Annotated in this window: 17 protein-coding genes; 10 read left to right on the top strand and 7 right to left on the bottom strand. The window is 64.5% G+C overall.

Translation table 11 applies throughout. The features are described from left to right. The first annotated feature begins 27 nt into the window (after positions 1–27). From A3AI_RS0112910 to A3AI_RS46190, 8 genes are all read left to right on the top strand, one after another. Complete coding sequence (locus tag A3AI_RS0112910) at positions 28–1,182, top strand: acyl-CoA dehydrogenase family protein (protein WP_024515978.1); 1,155 nt, start codon at positions 28–30, stop codon at positions 1,180–1,182. Positions 1,183–1,192: 10 nt separating this feature from the next. Then, complete coding sequence (locus tag A3AI_RS0112905; protein ID WP_024515977.1) at positions 1,193–1,849, top strand: glutathione S-transferase family protein; 657 nt, start codon at positions 1,193–1,195, stop codon at positions 1,847–1,849. Positions 1,850–2,057: 208 nt separating this feature from the next. Beyond that, the gene (locus A3AI_RS0112900) at positions 2,058–2,876 is read left to right on the top strand and encodes a helix-turn-helix transcriptional regulator (RefSeq protein ID WP_024515976.1); all 819 of its coding nucleotides are present in this window, start codon (positions 2,058–2,060) and stop codon (positions 2,874–2,876) included. Between the two features lie 54 nt (positions 2,877–2,930). Next, on the top strand, positions 2,931–3,797 hold the full coding sequence (locus A3AI_RS0112895; RefSeq protein WP_024515975.1) for a beta-keto acid cleavage family enzyme: 867 nt from the start codon (positions 2,931–2,933) through the stop codon (positions 3,795–3,797). 117 nt (positions 3,798–3,914) lie between these two features. Then, on the top strand, positions 3,915–5,531 hold the full coding sequence (locus A3AI_RS0112890) for an acyl-CoA carboxylase subunit beta (protein WP_024515974.1): 1,617 nt from the start codon (positions 3,915–3,917) through the stop codon (positions 5,529–5,531). Beyond that, the gene (locus tag A3AI_RS0112885) at positions 5,528–7,498 is read left to right on the top strand and encodes an acetyl/propionyl/methylcrotonyl-CoA carboxylase subunit alpha (RefSeq protein ID WP_024515973.1); all 1,971 of its coding nucleotides are present in this window, start codon (positions 5,528–5,530) and stop codon (positions 7,496–7,498) included. The genes A3AI_RS0112890 and A3AI_RS0112885 overlap by 4 nt, the downstream gene beginning before the upstream one ends. A gap of 265 nt (positions 7,499–7,763) precedes the next feature. Beyond that, on the top strand, positions 7,764–7,934 hold the full coding sequence (locus tag A3AI_RS48755; protein ID WP_198030104.1) for a hypothetical protein: 171 nt from the start codon (positions 7,764–7,766) through the stop codon (positions 7,932–7,934). A 16-nt stretch (positions 7,935–7,950) separates the two neighbouring features. After that, the gene (locus A3AI_RS46190; RefSeq protein WP_036048090.1) at positions 7,951–8,268 is read left to right on the top strand and encodes a pilus assembly protein N-terminal domain-containing protein; all 318 of its coding nucleotides are present in this window, start codon (positions 7,951–7,953) and stop codon (positions 8,266–8,268) included. 12 nt (positions 8,269–8,280) lie between these two features. Here the strand turns inward: A3AI_RS46190 and A3AI_RS0112870 are convergent, their stop codons facing one another. From A3AI_RS0112870 to A3AI_RS0112850, 5 genes are read right to left on the bottom strand one after another with little or no spacing between them, the layout of a single operon-like run. Next, on the bottom strand, positions 8,281–9,273 hold the full coding sequence (locus A3AI_RS0112870) for an ABC transporter ATP-binding protein (protein WP_024515971.1): 993 nt from the start codon (positions 9,271–9,273) through the stop codon (positions 8,281–8,283). Then, on the bottom strand, positions 9,270–10,274 hold the full coding sequence (locus A3AI_RS0112865) for an ABC transporter ATP-binding protein (protein WP_156927759.1): 1,005 nt from the start codon (positions 10,272–10,274) through the stop codon (positions 9,270–9,272). Before A3AI_RS0112865 ends, A3AI_RS0112870 begins: the two co-directional genes overlap by 4 nt. 5 nt (positions 10,275–10,279) lie before the next feature. Then, the gene (locus tag A3AI_RS0112860) at positions 10,280–11,173 is read right to left on the bottom strand and encodes an ABC transporter permease (RefSeq protein WP_024515969.1); all 894 of its coding nucleotides are present in this window, start codon (positions 11,171–11,173) and stop codon (positions 10,280–10,282) included. A gap of 11 nt (positions 11,174–11,184) precedes the next feature. Further along, the gene (locus tag A3AI_RS0112855) at positions 11,185–12,132 is read right to left on the bottom strand and encodes an ABC transporter permease (RefSeq protein WP_024515968.1); all 948 of its coding nucleotides are present in this window, start codon (positions 12,130–12,132) and stop codon (positions 11,185–11,187) included. 44 nt (positions 12,133–12,176) lie between these two features. Further along, positions 12,177–13,775: an ABC transporter substrate-binding protein gene (locus A3AI_RS0112850; protein ID WP_024515967.1), complete on the bottom strand. Its 1,599-nt coding sequence runs from the start codon at positions 13,773–13,775 to the stop codon at positions 12,177–12,179. Positions 13,776–14,106: 331 nt separating this feature from the next. On the opposite strand from A3AI_RS0112850, the gene A3AI_RS0112845 reads away from it, so the two are divergent. Further along, positions 14,107–14,343, top strand: a complete 237-nt coding sequence (locus tag A3AI_RS0112845; protein WP_024515966.1) for a GCG_CRPN prefix-to-repeats domain-containing protein — start codon at positions 14,107–14,109, stop codon at positions 14,341–14,343. Positions 14,344–14,410: 67 nt separating this feature from the next. On the opposite strand, the gene A3AI_RS0112840 is transcribed toward A3AI_RS0112845, so the two are convergent. Next, a complete protein-coding gene (locus A3AI_RS0112840) occupies positions 14,411–15,286 on the bottom strand; it encodes a LysR substrate-binding domain-containing protein (RefSeq protein ID WP_024515965.1) in 876 nt (291 codons plus the stop codon). 82 nt (positions 15,287–15,368) lie between these two features. Between A3AI_RS0112840 and A3AI_RS0112835 the strand changes: the two genes are divergently transcribed. Beyond that, positions 15,369–16,544, top strand: coding sequence for a YbfB/YjiJ family MFS transporter (locus A3AI_RS0112835; RefSeq protein WP_024515964.1), 1,176 nt, complete (start codon positions 15,369–15,371; stop codon positions 16,542–16,544). A 122-nt stretch (positions 16,545–16,666) separates the two neighbouring features. On the opposite strand, the gene A3AI_RS0112830 is transcribed toward A3AI_RS0112835, so the two are convergent. Continuing rightward, positions 16,667–18,217 (bottom strand): AMP-binding protein, encoded by a 1,551-nt coding sequence (locus A3AI_RS0112830; protein WP_024515963.1) that lies wholly within the window; start codon positions 18,215–18,217, stop codon positions 16,667–16,669. Positions 18,218–18,240: the final 23 nt, after the last annotated feature.

Raw genomic sequence — 18,240 nt, 5'->3', positions numbered from 1 at the left:
AGTGCCGATTGGAGGCGAATAGAAATCATGCTCTTCACCAGCGAACACGACGAAGTCCGTCGGAGCTTGCAAAAATTAATCGCAAGCGAGATCAATCCCCATGTCGATGCGTGGGAAGAGGCCGGTGCCTTCCCGGCGCATGAGCTATTCAAGAAGCTCGGCGATCTCGGCTTTCTGGGCCTGAACAAGCCGGTGGAGTTCGGTGGCTCCGGGCTCGATTATTCCTACGCGTTGATGATGGCGGAGGAACTGGGCGCCATCAAATGCGGCGGCGTGCCGATGGCGATCGGGGTGCAGACCGATATGGCGACGCCCGCGCTCGCGCGCTTCGGCTCCGACGAGGTGCGGCGCGAGTTCCTGGCCCCCGCAATCGCAGGCGACATGGTCGCCTGCGTCGGCGTCTCCGAGCCGGGCGCCGGCTCCGACGTCGCCTCCATCAAGACCAATGCCCGCTCCGATGGCGACGACTATGTCATCAATGGCGGCAAGATGTGGATTACCAACGGCGCACAGGCCGACTGGATCTGCCTGCTTGCCAACACCAGCGACGGCCAGGTCCATCGCAACAAATCGTTGATCTGCGTTCCGATGAAGAGCAAGGGCGTTACCGTCGCGCGCACCCTCGACAAGATGGGCATGCGCTCGTCCGACACTGCGCAGATCTTCTTCGACAATGTGCGGGTGCCCAAGCGCAACCGCATCGGCGAGGAAGGCAAGGGCTTTACCTATCAGATGATCCAGTTCCAGGAGGAGCGTCTGTGGGGCGCGGCCGCCTGCCTGAAGGCGCATGAGTTCATCATCGACGAGACCATCGAATACACCCGCAACCGCAAGGCGTTCGGCCAGAGCATCCTCGACAACCAGGTGGTGCATTTCAGGCTCGCGGAGCTGCAGACCGAGGTCGAATTGTTGCGCGCGCTGATCTACCGTGCCGCCGAAGCACTTGTTGCCGGCGAGGACGTGACCAGGCTTGCCACCATGGCCAAGCTCAAAGCGGGCCGCCTCGGGCGCGAGTTGACTGACGCCTGCCTGCAATTCTGGGGCGGCATGGGTTTCATGAACGAGACGCCGGTCAGCCGCGCCTATCGCGACAGCCGTCTCACTTCGATCGGCGGCGGCGCGGACGAGGTGATGCTGATGGTGTTATGCAAGATGATGGGCACATTGCCCGCGCAAAAGTAGGACAGGGCCGATGATCACGCTTTATCATTGCGACGGCGCGCGCTCGTTCCGTCCGCTCTGGATGCTCGAGGAGATGGGGCTCGCCTATCAGCTGAAAATGCTGCTGTTCCCGCCACGCGTGTTCGCAAAGGATTATCTGGCGCTGAACCCCCTCGGCACCATTCCCCTGATGATCGACGGCGACGTCAAGATGACGGAATCTTCCGGCATCTGCCATTATCTAGGTACCAAGCACGGCCCGACACCGTTGATGGTCGGCCAGGATGAGCCGGCCTATGGCACGTTTCTCAACTGGATGTATTTCAGCGACGCCACGCTGACCTTTCCGCAGACGCTGGTGCTCCGCTACAGCCAGCTCGAGCCCGAGGAGCGCCGCAATCCGCAAGTGGCGACCGATTATGCCAAATGGTTCCTGGGCCGGCTGCGGGCGGTCGAGGCCGCGACCGCGAGTAGCGAGACGCTGTGCGCCGGCCGCTTTACTGCCGCCGACATCGTGATCGGCTACGCGTTGCGGCTTGCCGACACAATTGGTCTCGCCAAGGATTTCGGGCCGAACGTCACGGCCTATTGGGCGCGGTTGCAGGCCCGCGAGGGCTACAAGCGAGCCGTTGCGGCCGAACGCCGCGCCGGCGTCGAGCAGAACGTCGCGCCGCGGGTAAGGGCGTAGTTCAGTTGGCTCGTCATTCCGGGGCGCGCGTGAGCGCGAACCCGGAATCTCCCGCCACAAGTTCCAGATTCCGGGTTCAATGCTGTCGCATTGCCCCGGAATGACGTCCTCCGTTTTAACCTATCTCCGTGTGACAGCGGCCGAATTTGCGCTATCTTGCCTCGCAAACGCGAACGGCCAAAGAGCCGCGCGACGAGGAGCGAAACCGATGGACGAGAAGGGCACATCAGGCCACCTGATGTTGATCACGCCGGAGCGCGTCTTTTATGCGGGTCTGCTGGGCCGGCCCCGGGCGCGCTGCTCGGGCGCGTGCCATGTCTATGTCGCAATCCGCGATGGGCTGTGGCTTTCGACCGCCGACGGCCGCGAAGCTTACGGAGAATTGCTGGCGGTGGCGCCGAACGTCCGCCACACGGTAACGAGCGACCATCGCTCGGTCATCAGCGTGACCATCGAGCCGGAAAGCGTCCGTCCCGGTAGCCTCGACGATCTGATCAAGCGCCTGATGGGCGAGGAGCGTGAACTCTTCGTCCAACGTATCCGCGCCGCCTATGGCGAGTTGCTCGGCCGCGCCCGTCGCGACGACATCACGTCGCACGCGTTCGACCGCATGTGCTTTGGCGAGGCCTTGCCCGCGCGCGAGCTCGATCCGCGCGTCGTCAAGGCGATCGTGCAGATCGGCCGCTTCTGCGGCGAGCCGGTCACCGCGGCGAGCTGCGCGTCGGAAGCGGGATTATCGGCCTCGCGCTTCCTGCATCTGTTCAAGCAGGAAACCGGCATCTCCTTCCGCTCGTTCCGAGCCTGGAAGCGAGCACGCCATCTGTTGCATTTCGCCAATCAGGACCTCAATCTCGCGCATCTCGCCCAGGACATCGGCTATCCCGATTCCACCCATTTCAGCCATTCGATCCGCCGCTTCTATGGCCTGAAGCCACGCGCGATCTTCTCGGGCTCGCGGGACCTTGCGATCTATCATGCCGGCCTTATGGAGGCCGCGGGCAGCGGGTTGACGCAAGAAGCCACGTGAGGTCGTACGCATCATCGCCGGCATCGATCCCTCCATGAGATTGAAGCCGCCCGCATGAGCAACAAGGCCGTCATCACCTGCGCGCTGAACGGCGTGCTGACCGATCCCAAGCAGCATCATGTCCCGGTGACGCCGGAAGAAATGGCGCGTGAGGCCAAGCGCGCCTTTGAGGCCGGCGCCAGCATCATGCATATCCATCTGCGCCAGCAGGCGCCGAACAAGGGCCATCTGCCGTCCTGGGAGGTCAGCGTTTCCCGCGAGATCCAGCAGGCGATCCGCGAGGCCTGCCCTGGGGTGATCATCAACCACACCTCCGGCGTGTCGGGGCCCAATTATTCCGGCGCGCTCGATTGCATCCGCGAGACGAAGCCGGAGATCGCTGCCTGCAACGCCGGCTCACTGAATTATCTGAAGGTGAAGGCCGACAATACATGGGCCTGGCCGCCGATGATGTTCGACAATTCGGTGGAGAAGGTTCAGGACTATCTCAACGTGATGAAGGCGGCGAACACGATTCCGGAGTTTGAGTGTTTCGATGTCGGCATCGTGCGCTGTGTCGGCATGTATCGGCAGACCGGCATGTATGACGGCCCGCTCGAATATAATTTCGTAATGGGCGTGGCCTCAGGCATGCCCGCCGATCCCGAGCTGCTGCCGATCCTGCTGAAGCTGAAACAGCCGGACGCGCATTGGCAGGTCACCGCGATCGGCCGCGCCGAGATCTGGCCGCTGCACCAGCGCTGCGCCGAGCTCGGCGGCCATCTGCGCAGCGGGCTGGAGGACACCTTCTATCTCGGTGACGGTACCAAGGTGGAGTCGAACGGCCCGCTGGTCGAGGGGCTTGCGGCCTGCGCACGCCGTGCGGGTCGTGAGATCGCGACGCCGGCGGAGGCGCGGCAGATTTTCGGGGTGAGGAACTGAGCCGCTTTACTCCGTCATTCCGGGGCGCGCGGAACGCGCGAACCCGGAATCTCGCGCCACAACTTCTGGATTCCGGGTTCACGCTTGCGCGCCCCGGAATGACGAGCAAGGACGTCCATGGCCATCATTGAAAACACCCTCGCCCCCGGCGGTGCGGCCTTCAAGGCCAACCGCGACGGCATGCTGGCGTTGATTGCGCGCATGCGCGCGCTGGAACAGCGCACGCGCGCAGCGTCCGCCGCCGCCAAGGACCGCTTCCACAAGCGCGGCCAGCTGTTGCCGCGCGAGCGCGTGGCGCTGGTGCTCGATCCCGGCACGCCTTTTCTGGAGCTATCGACGCTCACCGGCTACATGTTCGACGTCGCCGACCCCGACAAAAGCGTCCCGGGCGGCGGCGTGATCGCCGGTATCGGCTTCGTCTCCGGCGTGCGCTGCATGGTCAGCGCCAACGACGCCGGCATCGATGCCGGCGCGCTGCAGCCCTATGGTCTCGACAAGACCCTGCGGGTGCAGGAGCTCGCGCTGGAGAACAAGCTGCCCTATGTGCAGCTGGTCGAAAGCGCCGGCGCCAATCTCTTGCGCTACCGGGTCGAGGATTTCGTCCGCGGCGGCAACATCTTTCGCAACCTCGCAAGGCTGTCGGCCGCGGGGCTTCCCGTGGTCACGGTCACGCACGGCTCGTCCACGGCGGGCGGCGCCTATCAGACTGGCCTCTCCGACTACATCGTCATGGTGCGCGGCCGCACCCGCGCGTTTCTCGCGGGACCTCCACTCCTGAAGGCCGCGACAGGGGAGATCGCAACGGAGGAAGAACTCGGCGGCGCCGAGATGCATACCTCGATCTCCGGGCTCGGCGATTATCTCGCCGAGGACGATCGCGACGCGTTGCGGATCGCGCGCGAGATCATGGCCGCGCTCGAATGGGACCGGCCACGCGCCAGCAACGACGACTATCGCCCGCCGCGCTATGACCAGGAGGAGCTGCTCGGCATCATGCCGATGGACCACAAGCGCCCGGTCGACATGCGCCAGGCGATCGCGCGCATCATCGACGATTCCGATTTCACCGAGTTCGGTCCCAACTACGGGCCTGCCACAGTCTGCGGCCACGCCCGCATCGAGGGGCAGGCCATCGGCATCGTCACCAATAACGGGCCGCTCGATCCCGCAGGCGCCAACAAGGCCACTCATTTCATCCAGGCCTGCTGCCAGTCGCGCACGCCGCTGCTCTATCTCAATAACACCACCGGCTACATGGTCGGCCGGGCCTATGAAGAGGCCGGCATGATCAAGCACGGCTCGAAGATGATCCAGGCGGTGACCTCGGCGACCGTGCCGCAGATCACGATCTACTGCGGCGCATCCTTCGGCGCGGGCAATTACGGCATGTGCGGCCGCGGCTTCCATCCGCGCTTCTGCTTCTCCTGGCCCAATGCCAAGACGGCGGTGATGGGCGGCGAGCAGGCAGCCGAGACCATGGCGATCGTGACCGAAGCCGCCGCCGCGCGGCGTGGCAAATCAATCGAGAAGGAGAAGCTGGACGCGATGAAGGCTGAGATCATCGGCGTGTTCGACGGCCAGATGGACGTGTTCTCCACCAGCGCCCGTGTGCTCGACGATGGCGTCATCGATCCCCGCGACACCCGGAGAGTCCTTGGCGAGGTGCTCGCGATCTGCCGCGAAGCCGAGGCGCGGCAGCCCCAACGCATGCAGTTCTCGGTGGCGCGGCCATGAAACTCGAGAGATCGCCGCATCGCCCGTTCTTCAAGGTGCTGATCGCCAACCGCGGCGAAATCGCGCTGCGTGTGGCGCGCACGGCGCGCCGGCTCGGGCTTGGTGTGGTCGCCGTCTATTCCGATGCCGATCGCGATGCGCGCCATGTGCGCGAGGCGGATGCGGCGGTGCGCATCGGCGAGGCGCCGCCGGCGCGGTCTTATCTCAATATCCAGGCGATCATCGCCGCTGCGAAAGCGAGCGGCGCGGACGCCCTGCATCCCGGCTATGGCTTCCTTGCCGAGAACGAGGATTTCGCCGCCGCCTGCCGCGACGCCGGCCTGGTGTTCATCGGTCCGTCGCCTGAATCCATCAAGGCAATGGGCAACAAGGCCGGCGCCAAGGACATCATGGCCCGTGCCGGCGCGCCCTGTGTCCCCGGCTATCAGGGCGAGGACCAGAGCGACACGACGATGCTGCGCGAAGCAGGGCGTATCGGCTTTCCCGTCATGATCAAGGCGGTCGCGGGCGGCGGGGGCCGCGGCATGCGGCTGGTCGCGGAGGAGGCGGCCTTTGCGGATGCGCTGCGCAGCGCGCGGTCGGAGGCCAAGGCGGCGTTCGGCGACGCGACCATGATCCTGGAGCGCGCGATCCAAAATCCGCGCCATATCGAGATCCAGGTATTCGGCGATATCCACGGCAACGCCATTCATCTCGGCGAGCGCGACTGCTCGGTGCAGCGGCGGCATCAGAAGCTGATCGAGGAGGCGCCGTCGCCCGCAGTGTCCACGGAGTTGCGTGCGAAAATGGGCGCCGTGGCAGTCGCAGCGGTCAAGGCGCTGCGCTATGAGGGCGCGGGCACGCTGGAGTTCCTGTTGGACGAGAGCGGTGCGTTCTATTTCATGGAGATGAACACCCGTCTGCAGGTCGAGCATCCCGTCACCGAGGCTATCACCGGGCTCGACCTCGTCGAGCTGCAGTTGCGTGTCGCACGCGGCGAGGCGCTGCCCCTGCGACAGGAGGATGTCCGGTTCAAGGGCCATGCCATCGAGGTGCGGCTGTGCTCGGAAGATGCCGGCCATGATTTCATACCGCAGTCGGGCAAGATGCTGCGCTGGCAGATGCCCGAGGCCATTCGTGCCGAGCACGCGCTGGAATCAGGATCGGAGATTCCGCCGTTCTACGATTCCATGATCGCCAAGCTGATCGGCCATGGCGCAACCCGCGAGGAAGCCCGCGGCAAGCTGATCTGCGCGTTGGAGCAGGCCGTCGGCTTCGGCGTTACGACCAACCAGGCGTTCCTCACGGCCTGTCTGCGGCATCGAACCTTTGCCAATGGGCAGGCGACCACCGCCTTCATCGAGCAGAATCGCGCGGAGCTGGTGGCGACCGGTGACATCGTCTCGGATGTCGCGCTCGCGGCCGTGCTGCTTTATGTCACCAATCCGCATGCAAAGCCGTTCCGCAGCGGCAGATCGCTCGCGGCCACATTTCCGATTCCGTACCGGCTGGAGATGGAGGGCCACGTCCGCGATCTCGAAGTTCTGCGCGAGCGCGATGGTGCCTATTTGGTCACTGATGGCGCCGAGCATCGTTTCGAGATCGACGAGCTCCGCGCTGAGCTGCTCCGCTTCCGCCACAATGGCGTGATGGAGAGCGTCGCGTTCTGCCGCGATCGCGATCGCCTCTTCTTCCTGCATCGCGGCCTCCCGCGCGCCGTGCGCGACCTCACACTGGCGCCGCCGCAATCGGCCGCGGCGGGTGGCGGCGACGGCAAGGTCCGCGCTACCATGAACGGCCGTGTCGTCGCAGTGCTGGTCAAGCCGGGCGAGCGCGTCGCGGCCGGCCAGCCGGTGATGACGCTGGAAGCCATGAAGATGGAGCACGTCCACACCGCCGGCATCGCCGGCACGGTGTCTGCGATCGATGTCGTCGAGGGCGAGCAGGTGACGACCGGCAAGATCGTGGTGGAAATCGAAGCAGCTTGAGACGGCGAGTGGCCGTCAGTCGCTAGAGTGTTTTCGAGCGAAGTGGGGACCGGTTCGCGTGAAGAAAACGCGTCAAAACAAGAATCTAGCGACAGCGGCCACGAAGCGTTCGCAGTAGCCCGGTACGGCGAGGCTCGGACGGAATGGTGGCGAAGGCGATTGACGTGTGAACTGTCTCACGTCGTGCCGCACGAAACGCCCCTATACTAGGAATCATTCCTTAAGTCTGGTTGAGCGGCTTGAAGCCGTCCGATCGGCCGATCTCATGCCGCTCGAATTGCAATTTGGACCGCATGTCACGTTTGAAGCAAATCGTCGTCTTTTTCCACAATCATTTGCTGTGGGCGCGGGCACCCTGGCCGCTTCGCAATCGGAGGCGGCCGTGGCGAGCTTCAAGAAGCATCTCGCCATCTCTGTTGCCAATGCGCCGACGTAGTAATGGGGGCTATGTCATGGGCCGAAAGAAATTACTGGCGGGATTTCGCGCCTGCGCGTTGAGCCTCGCCCTGTTACTGCCACCGGTCACCGTGAGCCAAGCTTCCAATGATACGATTACGCTTACGCTCGGCAAAGGATCGATCTTCAGGCTTGAGAGATCATTTGCAACCGTGCTGATCGGCGATCCCCGCGTGGTCGATGTCCGCGCGCAAGACGACCGATCGGTGATTTTAAAGGCACTCGGGCGCGGCAGCTCGAATATTGTCTTCGTTGACGCGCAGAGTATTGCGATCGTCAATATCAAGGTGATCGTTCTTGACGCGCGGATTTGATGTCGGACCCTCTTAGGCCGACCGTCCCGTCCCGTCGTTCAACAGACACGCCACTTGGTGCCCCGGCCCGGTCTCGCGCAGCGCGGGGCGCTCGACCTTGCATCGGGGCATCGCATAGCGGCAGCGGGTGTGGAAGGCGCAGCCGGAGGGCGGATTTACCGGGCTCGGCACGTCGCCGTCGACGAGTGGCTGCAGCCGCCTCTTTCGGGGATCGGCGAGCGGGACGGAGGCGAGCAGCGCCTGCGTATAGGGATGGCGCGGGTTGTCGAACAGCTCGGCCTTGTCGGCGATCTCGACAATGCGGCCGAGATACATCACGGCGACGCGGTGGCTGATATGGGCGACGACGGCGAGATCGTGCGCGATGAAGAGATAGGAAAAGCCGTGCTCGCGCTGCAGGTCGATCAAGAGGTTGATCACCTGGGCCTGGATCGAGACGTCGAGCGCGGAGACCGGCTCGTCGCAGACGATCAGCCGCGGCTGCAGCGCCAGTGCACGGGCGATGCAGATGCGCTGCCGCTGCCCGCCGGAGAATTGATGCGGATAGTTCTTCATCTGGTCGGGCCGCAAGCCCACCTGCTGGAAGAGCGTGGCGACGCGCTGGCGTCGCTCATCTCCGGTCGCAAGCCCGTGCACTTCCAGCGGTTCGCCGACGATGTCGCCGGCAGTCATGCGCGGGTTGAGCGAGGCGAACGGGTCCTGGAACACGATCTGCATGGTGCGGCGAACCGGACGCAGCTCGCTCTTGCTGAGATGGGTGATGTCGGTGCCGTCGACGCGGATCTGCCCGGAGGTCGGCTCGACCAGGCGGAGCACGCTGCGCGCCACCGTCGATTTGCCGCAGCCGGATTCGCCGACCAGCCCCAGCGTCTCGCCTTTGCTCAGGCCAAAGCTCACGCCATCGACGGCGTGCACGGTGCCGACTGCGCGGCGCAGCACGCCGGCGCGCACCGGATAATGCTTGACGAGATCGGTGACCTCGAGCAGCTGGTTCGCTTCCGTCATGATGCCGCCGCCAATTCCCCGGCGCGCCAGCACGCCGCCCAATGATTGCCGCCGAATTTTTCCAGCGGCGGATATTCGGCGCGGCAGCGCTCGGTTGCGAGCGGGCAGCGTGGCGCAAAGGCGCAACCCTGTGGCAGCCGCACCAGCGATGGCACCGTGCCGGGAATTTCCGCCAACCGTGCGCTGGGCCTCGCGCCGGGAAGCGGCAGCGTCGGGATCGAGGCCATCAGCCCGCGCGTGTAGGGATGACGTGGCGCGGCGAACAGGCTGTCGACATCGGCCTCCTCGACCTTCCTTCCGGCATACATCACGATCACCCGCTGCGCGGTCTGCGCCACCACGCCGAGGTCATGGGTGATCAGGACCAGCCCGGTGCCGAGCTCCTTCTGCAGGTCCAGAATGAGCGCAAGGATCTGTGCCTGAATCGTGACGTCGAGCGCGGTGGTCGGCTCGTCCGCGATCAGAAGCGCCGGCCGGCAGGCCAGCGCCATTGCGATCATGGCGCGCTGACGCATACCGCCGGAAAGCTGATGCGGGTATTCCTGCGCACGCCGCGCGGGTTCGGGGATCCGCACCAACCGCAGCATCTCCACGGCCTGCGCCCATGCCTGCTTTGCCGAGAGCGGCTGGTGCAGCCGCACGGCCTCGGTGATCTGGTCGCCGATCCGCATCACCGGGTTGAGCGATGTCATCGGCTCCTGGAAGATCATGGAGATGCGATTGCCCCTGATGTCCCGCATCGTCTCATCGTCGAGCGCAAGCAGATCGGTGCCCTCGAGGCGCACCTCGCCGCCGACGATGCGGCCGGGCGGATCAGGGACCAGCCGCATGATCGACAACGCGCTCACGCTCTTGCCGCAACCGGATTCGCCGACGATCGCCAGCGTCTCGCCGCGGCGGACCGTCAGTGAGAGATTGTCGACGGCGCGGAACAGGCCCGAAGCGGTGAAGAACACCGTTTGCAGGTTCTTCACCTCCAGCACCGTCTCGTGCGTTGTCATGCCCATCAGCCGCGCTGCCTCGGATCGAGAATGTCACGCAGCGCGTCGCCGAACAAATTGGTGCCGAACACCGCAAGGCTGATGGCGATACCCGGAAAGATCACGAGCCATGGTGCGGTACGGACATATTCGGCCGCCGATTCCGAGAGCATGCGTCCCCAGGACGGGTAAGGCTCGGGAATGCCGAGGCCAAGGAACGACAGCGACGCTTCGGTCAGGATGGTCGAGCCGAGCTGGGCGGTCGCGAGCACAATCAGCGGCGCCAGCGTGTTGGGCAGCACATGGCGCAGCGCGATCCGCATCTCGCTCATGCCGATCGATTTCGCCGCTTCCACGAAGGGCAGCTCGCGCAGTGCCAGCGTGTTGGCCCGGATCACGCGGGCGACAACGGGCACCAGCGGAATCGCGATTGCAAGGATGACATTGGGAAGCGACGGGCCGAGCGCCGCCGTCATCACCAGCGCGAGCACGAGCAGCGGCAGCGCCTGCAGGATGTCGGTGACGCGCTGGAACACGAGATCCACCCAGCCGGAGAGATAGCCCGAGGTGAGGCCGATGATGACGCCGAAGGTGGCGCCGAGCGTCGTCGAGCCGATGCCGACCGCGAGCGAAATGCGCGCGCCATGGATGATGCGGCTCCAGACGTCGCGGCCGAAGGAATCCGTGCCCATCCAATGCTGCCAGCTCGGCCGCGCCAGCGCGTGCACGGCATCGACGGTGAGCGGATCGTAGCGGCCGATCAAATTGGCGAAGATCGCCGTCAGCACGAACAGCATCATGATGACAAGGCCGATCGCGCCGAGCAGATGGCGCCGCGCCAGGTATGCGAGCTTGCCCCAGCGGCCGCTCGCCAGGGCGCCGGCGCGTCGGAGTTCGCTCTCGAAGTCGATCGCGGTCAAGAAGGTTCCCCCTAGTCCGAATAGCGGATGCGCGGATCGAACACGGCGTAGAGCATGTCGACGGTGAAGTTGGCGAGCACCACCACGACGGCGATGAGCATCACGAGGTTCTGCACGATCGGATAATCGCGCCAGCGGATCGCCTCCACCAGGAAGCGGGCGACGCCAGGGATGTTGAACACGGTTTCAGTCACGATCAGCCCGCCGATCAGGAACGCCGCTTCGATGCCGACCACCGTGATGACGGGGAGGATTGCGTTCTTCAGCGCGTGATGAAAGTTGACGGAGGCGTCAGAGGCGCCCTTGGCGCGCGCGGTGCGGATATAGTCCTGCCGCAGCACCTCCAGCATCGAGGAGCGGGTGATGCGCATGGTCAGCGCCGAACTGCGGAAGCCGACCGCCATCGCCGGGATGCAGTAGGTCGCGAACAATTCGCCCCAGGTCTTCGGGTCGGGGTTGAAGATCGGTATTTCGCCGAACATCGCGACCGAAGCGGTGAGGATCAAGAGCCCGAGCCAGAACGAGGGCAGCGATAGCCCGCTCAGGCTCACCACACGCAGCGCATAGTCGAGCCGCGATCCTTGCTTGACCGCGCTCAGGACGCCGAGCGGAATGCCGACGGACGCCGAGAACAGCAGTGCGAGGCCCGCGAGGCGCGCGGTGATCGGGATACGCGGCAGGATTTCGTCGAGCGCGGGCTTCTCCGAGACATAGGAATAGCCGAGATCGCCGTGCAGCAAGCCGCCGATCCAGTGCAGGTATTGCACCACCAGCGGCTGGTCGACGCCGAGCTGGCGTTCCAGATTGGCCTTGTCGGCGGGATCGACATAGCCCGCGGCGGCGAACAGGATGTCGACGATATTGCCCGGCACAATGCGTAAGAGGAAGAAGATGACGATGGAGATGCCAAACAGGGTCAGCAGCATCAAAGCGAGGCGTCGCACGATGTAGGCAAACATCCGGGCCTCCCGCCAACCGACTTCGCTATCGATCCGTCATTGTCTTACTTATCCAGCCATACGTCCTCGTAACGATAGCCGTTATAGGAGCTGTTCACCATCACGGTGATGCCCTTCACATAGGGCTGCCAGCAGGTTCCGGTGCGGGCATAGAAGATGATGGGACGCGCGACGTCCTCCTGCAGCTTCTTGTCGATCTCCCAGACCAGCTTCTTGCGCTTGGTCATGTCGGTCTCGACCGACTGCTCGTCGAACAGCTTCTCGATGTCCTTGTTGCAGTAATTCGTGTAGTTGCGCTCGGAGCCGCAGGAATAATTCTCGTAGAAGGACTGGTCGGGATCGTCGACGGCGTTGCCCGTGAGATTGAGTCCGAGCGCATAGTCCTTGCGCGCGACCTTGGGGAACCAGTTGGCGGTCTCGACCACGTCGAGTTCGGCATCGATATAGATGCTCTTGAGCTGGTCGATCAGGATCACCGCGGGGTCGCGATAGACCGGGATGTTGCGCGTGGAGACTTTCACGGAGAGATGCTTGTCCGGGCCGTAGCCCGCCTTCTGCATCAGCTTCTTCGCCTCCTCGCGATTGGCGTTGATGTCGGGGCCGTAGCCCGGGATCTGCTCCATCATCTCCTTCGGCATCGACCACAGGCCGGCCGGTGCCGGCAACATCGATCCGCCGATGTCGCCCTGGCCCTCGAACAGGATCTGGATGAAGGCCTTTCGGTCGAGGGCAAGCGCCAGCGCGCGGCGGATGTCGAGATTGTCGAAGGGCGGGTTGCTCGAATTGACGATGATGTTGGTGGAGACGTTGTTGGGCTCGACCTCGCAGATCGCGTTCGGCGCCTGTGATTTCACGTCCTTCAGCAGCGGGATCGACACTTCGGTCGGGAAGGTCATGTCGAATTTGCCGGCGACGAAGGCGAGGATCGCGGTCGAGCGGTTCGGGATGATGGTGAATTCGATGCCGTCGAGATGCGGCAGGCCCTTCTTGAAGTAGTCGGGGTTGCGCGTCAGCTTGATCGACTCGTTGGCCTTGAACTCGACGAATTTGAACGGGCCGGTGCCGATCGGATGGGTGCGCATCTCCGCCGGCGAGACGTGGCAGGGATAGACCGGCGTGTAGCCGGAGGCGAGCAGGGCCAGCAGCGAGGGCTGCGGCCGCTTCAGGTTGAAGGCGACCTCGAAATCGCCATTGGTGGTGACGTCGTTGACCTGTTCGTACCAGGCCTTGCGCGGGTTCTGACGGAATTTTTGCGGCGACTTGCCCATCAGCATGTCGAAGGTGCATTTGACATCGGCCGAGGTGAACGGCTTGCCGTCATGCCATTTGACGCCCTGGCGCAATTTGAAGGTCAGGGTCTTCTTGTCGGCGCTCCAGGCCCAGCTTTCGGCGAGATCGGGGACGATCGAATCCATGCTGTTCTGCGCCACGTCCTGCTTGTAGATGACGAGGTTGTTGAAAACAGGCATGAAGGGCACGTTGACCGAGTAGGTCGCACCCTCATGGATTGAAGCGCTGCCGGGACTGTCGCGATGGTAGATGCGCAGGATGCCGCCCTGTTTCGGCTCGCCGGCCAGCGCGATTCCCCCGGTTGCCAGCATCGACAATGCCATGACGATGGCCAGCGCGCCTACACTCCGCATGCATCTCTCCCTGATATTTCAGCCTTTTAGCCGGCCGATTGGGTGCGAACGATAGCCAGCGCTTGAAGCACAGGCAACCGGGTGAGACCTGTGGTCACATTGGCAATTGGGATGACCGCGCGAGGCCGAATGCTCCGACCATATGATAGAGCAAGTTCTGCCTGGCACCGGGCAGTCGCAGCAATGTTCAGCAAAATGAACGGCATGACGGCGGGACGATCGCACCGATGTCATTGTCTTTGTCGGCATCGGTGGTAGCTTCCCCGCCGCGTCGGTTTGGTGACCGGCGAGGGGCGCGAGCTCAAACGACTTGAATAAGGAATCGTCGATGATGAGGACAATTGCTCTCAGTGCAGCGCTGGCCTTCGGCCTCGCCGCAGCTTCCCAGGCGGCAATGATGCCGCTGCCGGTCGGTCATGATTCGGATCTGACCATCAAGGTTGCGGAAGGCTGCGGCCCCGGTTTCTGGCGCGGCCCCGGCGGCGCTTGCCATCCGTTCGCCGTGCACAGGGCCTGTCCTCCCGGCTATCACCTCGGGCCTCAGGGCCGGCGCTGCTGGCCGAACTGATTCGACGCAGCTCTTGATCTGCTGCACGGCCGGGCGCGAGCCCGGCCGTTTCGCATCTCGCCGCCGCTCAGGCCGCGCGCTGCTGCCTTGGCAGTGCGGCAAGCAGGGTCCGCAGTGCCAGCACCGATGGCGAGAGCTCGCCGCGGCGCCACACCAACGGCGTCGTGATGCTGCTTTGCGCCTTCGGGATCGCATGGCGGCGGACGCTCGCTTGCGGGATCACCTCGAGCACCGATTCGGGCATCAGCGCGATGCCGGCGCCCGCCGTCACGCAGGCGACGATGGCGTGATAGGACGCTAGTTCCAGCACGCGGAAAGTGGCCAGGCTGTCGCGGCCGAGCCAGCGCTGCAGCACCCGCCGGTAGGCGCAGCCTTCCGGAAATGCAATCAGCGTATCCCCCTCGACATCGCTGGCGCGCCTGATCGGGGCGTGGTCGAGGCTCGAGATCAAGGTCAGCCGCTCGGTGAAAACCGGAATATGTTCGAAGGCTTGCGCCGGCGGCGGCTCGGCGATGAAGGCCGCATCGAGCTGCCGCTCCATCAGCTGCTTGAGCATCGCGTCATTGGTGCCGGTGACGAGCTCCAGCCGCACGTCCCTGTAGCGGGCGTGAAAGCCGGCGAGAATCGGCGGCAGCCGGCTCGCGGTCGTGCTTTCCAACGCCCCCAGCCGGAACACGCCGCGCGGCCTGGTGCCGGAGACGGCGTCGCGCGCTTCGTCCGACAAGCGGATCAGCCGGTCGGCGTAGTCCTTGAGCAATTCCCCCGCGGGCGACAGATGCAGCCGCTGCTTGTCGCGGTGGAACAATTTCACGCCCATCGAGGCCTCGAGCTGCTTGATCCGCGTCGTCACGGCCGAAGGCACGCGATGCAGCTTGCTTGCCGCGCGGATCACGCCGCCTTCCTCGACGACGCTCTTGAACACCTGCAGGTCGGCGAAGTTCATGGCCGCTCCATTCAATTTGCGAGAACAAGTCGGATCATAGTTTTCAATATTATAGAACGTGGGTTTGCGTTATGCGAGAGCCATGAGCACGCAAAAACTGCAACCCTCCGCCGCTGTCGCCGCGTCTGTCGGTCTGCTGGCGCTTGCCAGCGCGATGGGGATCGGCCGCTTTTCCCTGACCCCGATCCTGCCATTGATGCAGCAGGACAAGGGGCTGACGCTTGCCGCGGGCAGCTGGCTCGCCACCACCAATTATCTCGGCTACCTCGCCGGCGCGCTTGTCTGCATCGCGCTGCAGCCGCGGCCGGCGCCCGCGATCCGCTGGGGCCTGTTGTGGGTCGGGATTCTGACGCTGGCGATGGGCTTTTGCGAATGGCAGCCGGCGTGGCTTGGCCTGCGCTTCCTGGCAGGCGTCGCCAGCGCCTTTGTGCTGGTCGGCACCTCGGCCTGGGCGATGCCCATTCTCGCGCATCACGGCCGGGAGGCATGGTCCGGGCATGTCTTCGCCGGCGTCGGCGTCGGCATCGCCTTCGCCGGCCTGTTCGGCCTTTTCGCCGGCATCGACGCCTGGGGCTCGCGCGCCACCTGGATCGCGCTCGGCACGGTGTCGATTGCGCTGTCCGTGCTGTTGTGGCGGAGTCTTGCGGGCGAGCCAGCGTCCGCGGCGCAAAAGGTCGTGCCGCAGCGTGCGACGCTGCCGCGCTCCGCGCTGGTCGCAGCGGCCTGCTACGCGACCTTCGGCTTCGGCTACATCATCCCGGCGACCTACCTGCCGGCGCTGGCGCGCGGCTATATCGATAACCCCGCGCTGTTCGGCCTGGTGTGGCCGGTGTTCGGCATCGCGGCCGCGCTCTCGACGCTGCTGAGCGCCTGGCTGTTCCGCGACCTGCCGCCGCGGCAATTATGGGTCCGGTCGAAATGGGTGCTCGCCGCCGGCGTGTTGGCCCCTACCGTCTGGGTCAATGTGCCGACGCTTTTGATCTCGGCGATCTGCGTCGGCGGCACCTTCGTGGTCATCACCATGGCAGGAATCAAGGAAGCGCTGCGGCTCGGCGGCGCGCCGGCCTCGCTCGCGGTCGGGGTGATGACGGCCGCCTTCGGTGCCGGCCAGATCGCGGGCCCGTTGCTGATGGGTCTGCTCGGCCGCTCCGATCACGCGTTCGCCTGGGCGAGCGTCATCGCGGCGGCAAGTCTGGTTGCCGGGAATATCGCGCTGCTGGTGTTTGGGCGCGGGGGTGGGGCAACAGAGAAAGCGTAATCCATCGTCTCGGTCATTCCGGAGCGGCGCGTAGCGCCGAACCCGGAATCTCGAGGTTCCCCGATGCGCAATTGCGCATCTGCGGTTCTCGCTTCGCGAGCCCCGGAACGACGGCGTGAGAGTCAGACTATCCGCGAGTTCTTGTTGCCCCAATACCTGTCGCGCAACAGCCGCTTGTACAGCTTCCCCGTTGGTAGCCGCGGCAACTGCTCCTCGAAATCGATCGAGCGCGGCACCTTCTGGCGCGACAGCTGTTGGCTGCAGAACGCGATCAATTCCTCCGCCAGCGCCTCGCACGGCTCGATGCCTGGCATAGGCTGCACCACCGCCTTCACCTCTTCCCCGAGATCCGGATTGGGGACGCCGAACACGGCGGCGTCGGCGATCTTCGGGTGCGTGATGAGCAGGTTCTCGCATTCCTGCGGATAGATGTTCACCCCGCCCGAGATGATCATGAAGGTGCGGCGGTCGGTGAGGTAGAGATAGCGTTCGGCATCGACATAGCCGACATCGCCGACGGTGCTCATGCTGCCGTCCTCGGAGCGCGCCTCGCGCGTCTTTTCCGGATCGTTGAAATATTCGAAGGGCGAGGCGGTCTTGAACCACACCGTGCCTTCCCGGCCCGTCGGGCAATCCTGCATGTTCTCGTCCAGAATGTGCAGGTCGCCCAGCAGCACCTTTCCGACCGTGCCCCGATGCTTGAGCCATTCCTCGCTGTTGCAGGCGGTGAAGCCGAGTCCTTCGGTCGCTCCATAATATTCCTGGATGATCGGCCCCCACCATTTGATCATCTCGTCCTTGACCTGGGACGGGCAGGGCGCAGCGGCATGGATCGCGATCTCCAGCGACGAGATGTCGTAGCGGGCGCGCACCTCCTCGGGCAGCTTCAGCATGCGCGAGAACATGGTCGGCACCAGCTGACTGTGGGTGACGCCCCATTGCTGGACGAGCTGCAGATAGCGCTCGGGATCGAAGCTTTCCATGATGATGACGGTGCCGCCGACCCGGATGGTCAGGTTGACGGCGGCCTGCGGCGCCGAGTGATAGAGCGGCGCCGGCGAGAGATAGATCATGCCCTCGCGGTACTGCCAGAGCTTCTGCAGGAAATCGAACAGCGCCAGTTGCTGCTCGGGCGGCTGCTCCGGCAATGGCCGCAGGATCCCCTTCGGCCGGCCGGTGGTGCCGGAGGAATAGAGCATCGCGGTGCCGACGCATTCGTCCGCAATCGGCGTTGAGGGAAGGCCGGCAGTGGCCTCGGCGAGTCCGACAATCCGCTCGCTCTCGCCATTGCCGTCGGCGACGATGCAAAGCTCGACCCGCTCGGATTGCCTGATCGCCTCGCGTGCGACATCGAGCTTTGCTACTGACGTGACGAGGATGCGCGACTGGCTGTTGTCGAGGATATAGGCGAGCTCGCCCGCGGTCAGATAGGAATTGACACAGGTATAGTAAAGTCCGGACCGCTCGCCGGCGCCGCAGGCCTCGAGATAGCGGCTGTTGTTCTCCATAAAGACGGCGTAGTGGTCGAGCCGCCCAAGCCCGTGCTTGCGAAACAGATGCGCAAGGCGGTTACAGCGCGCGTCCAGCTCGCGATAGGTCACCGCCTCGCCGGTTGCGGCCATGATGAAGGCCGGTTGCAGCGGCCGCAGATGCGCATGCTTGCCTGTGTACATGATGCACAGCCCCTCTAGCGTTT

Origin of the sequence: Bradyrhizobium sp. Tv2a-2 (assembly GCF_000472425.1) — a bacterium.
Classification (GTDB): domain Bacteria; phylum Pseudomonadota; class Alphaproteobacteria; order Rhizobiales; family Xanthobacteraceae; genus Bradyrhizobium.
The sequence above is the reverse complement of the archived record's forward strand: the minus strand, read 5'-3'. Positions and strand labels throughout refer to the sequence as shown.

Coding starts and splice junctions, on each gene's coding strand:
- A3AI_RS0112910 (WP_024515978.1), top strand. CDS start 28: ATGCTCTTCACCAGCGAACACGACGAAGTCCGTCGGAGCTTGCAAAAA.
- A3AI_RS48755 (WP_198030104.1), top strand. CDS start 7,764: ATGCCGCTCGAATTGCAATTTGGACCGCATGTCACGTTTGAAGCAAAT.
- A3AI_RS0112900 (WP_024515976.1), top strand. CDS start 2,058: ATGGACGAGAAGGGCACATCAGGCCACCTGATGTTGATCACGCCGGAG.
- A3AI_RS0112890 (WP_024515974.1), top strand. CDS start 3,915: ATGGCCATCATTGAAAACACCCTCGCCCCCGGCGGTGCGGCCTTCAAG.
- A3AI_RS0112835 (WP_024515964.1), top strand. CDS start 15,369: ATGAGCACGCAAAAACTGCAACCCTCCGCCGCTGTCGCCGCGTCTGTC.
- A3AI_RS46190 (WP_036048090.1), top strand. CDS start 7,951: ATGGGCCGAAAGAAATTACTGGCGGGATTTCGCGCCTGCGCGTTGAGC.
- A3AI_RS0112855 (WP_024515968.1), bottom strand. CDS start 12,132: ATGTTTGCCTACATCGTGCGACGCCTCGCTTTGATGCTGCTGACCCTG.
- A3AI_RS0112850 (WP_024515967.1), bottom strand. CDS start 13,775: ATGCGGAGTGTAGGCGCGCTGGCCATCGTCATGGCATTGTCGATGCTG.
- A3AI_RS0112865 (WP_156927759.1), bottom strand. CDS start 10,274: ATGACAACGCACGAGACGGTGCTGGAGGTGAAGAACCTGCAAACGGTG.
- A3AI_RS0112840 (WP_024515965.1), bottom strand. CDS start 15,286: ATGAACTTCGCCGACCTGCAGGTGTTCAAGAGCGTCGTCGAGGAAGGC.
- A3AI_RS0112885 (WP_024515973.1), top strand. CDS start 5,528: ATGAAACTCGAGAGATCGCCGCATCGCCCGTTCTTCAAGGTGCTGATC.
- A3AI_RS0112870 (WP_024515971.1), bottom strand. CDS start 9,273: ATGACGGAAGCGAACCAGCTGCTCGAGGTCACCGATCTCGTCAAGCAT.
- A3AI_RS0112895 (WP_024515975.1), top strand. CDS start 2,931: ATGAGCAACAAGGCCGTCATCACCTGCGCGCTGAACGGCGTGCTGACC.
- A3AI_RS0112905 (WP_024515977.1), top strand. CDS start 1,193: ATGATCACGCTTTATCATTGCGACGGCGCGCGCTCGTTCCGTCCGCTC.
- A3AI_RS0112845 (WP_024515966.1), top strand. CDS start 14,107: ATGAGGACAATTGCTCTCAGTGCAGCGCTGGCCTTCGGCCTCGCCGCA.
- A3AI_RS0112830 (WP_024515963.1), bottom strand. CDS start 18,217: ATGTACACAGGCAAGCATGCGCATCTGCGGCCGCTGCAACCGGCCTTC.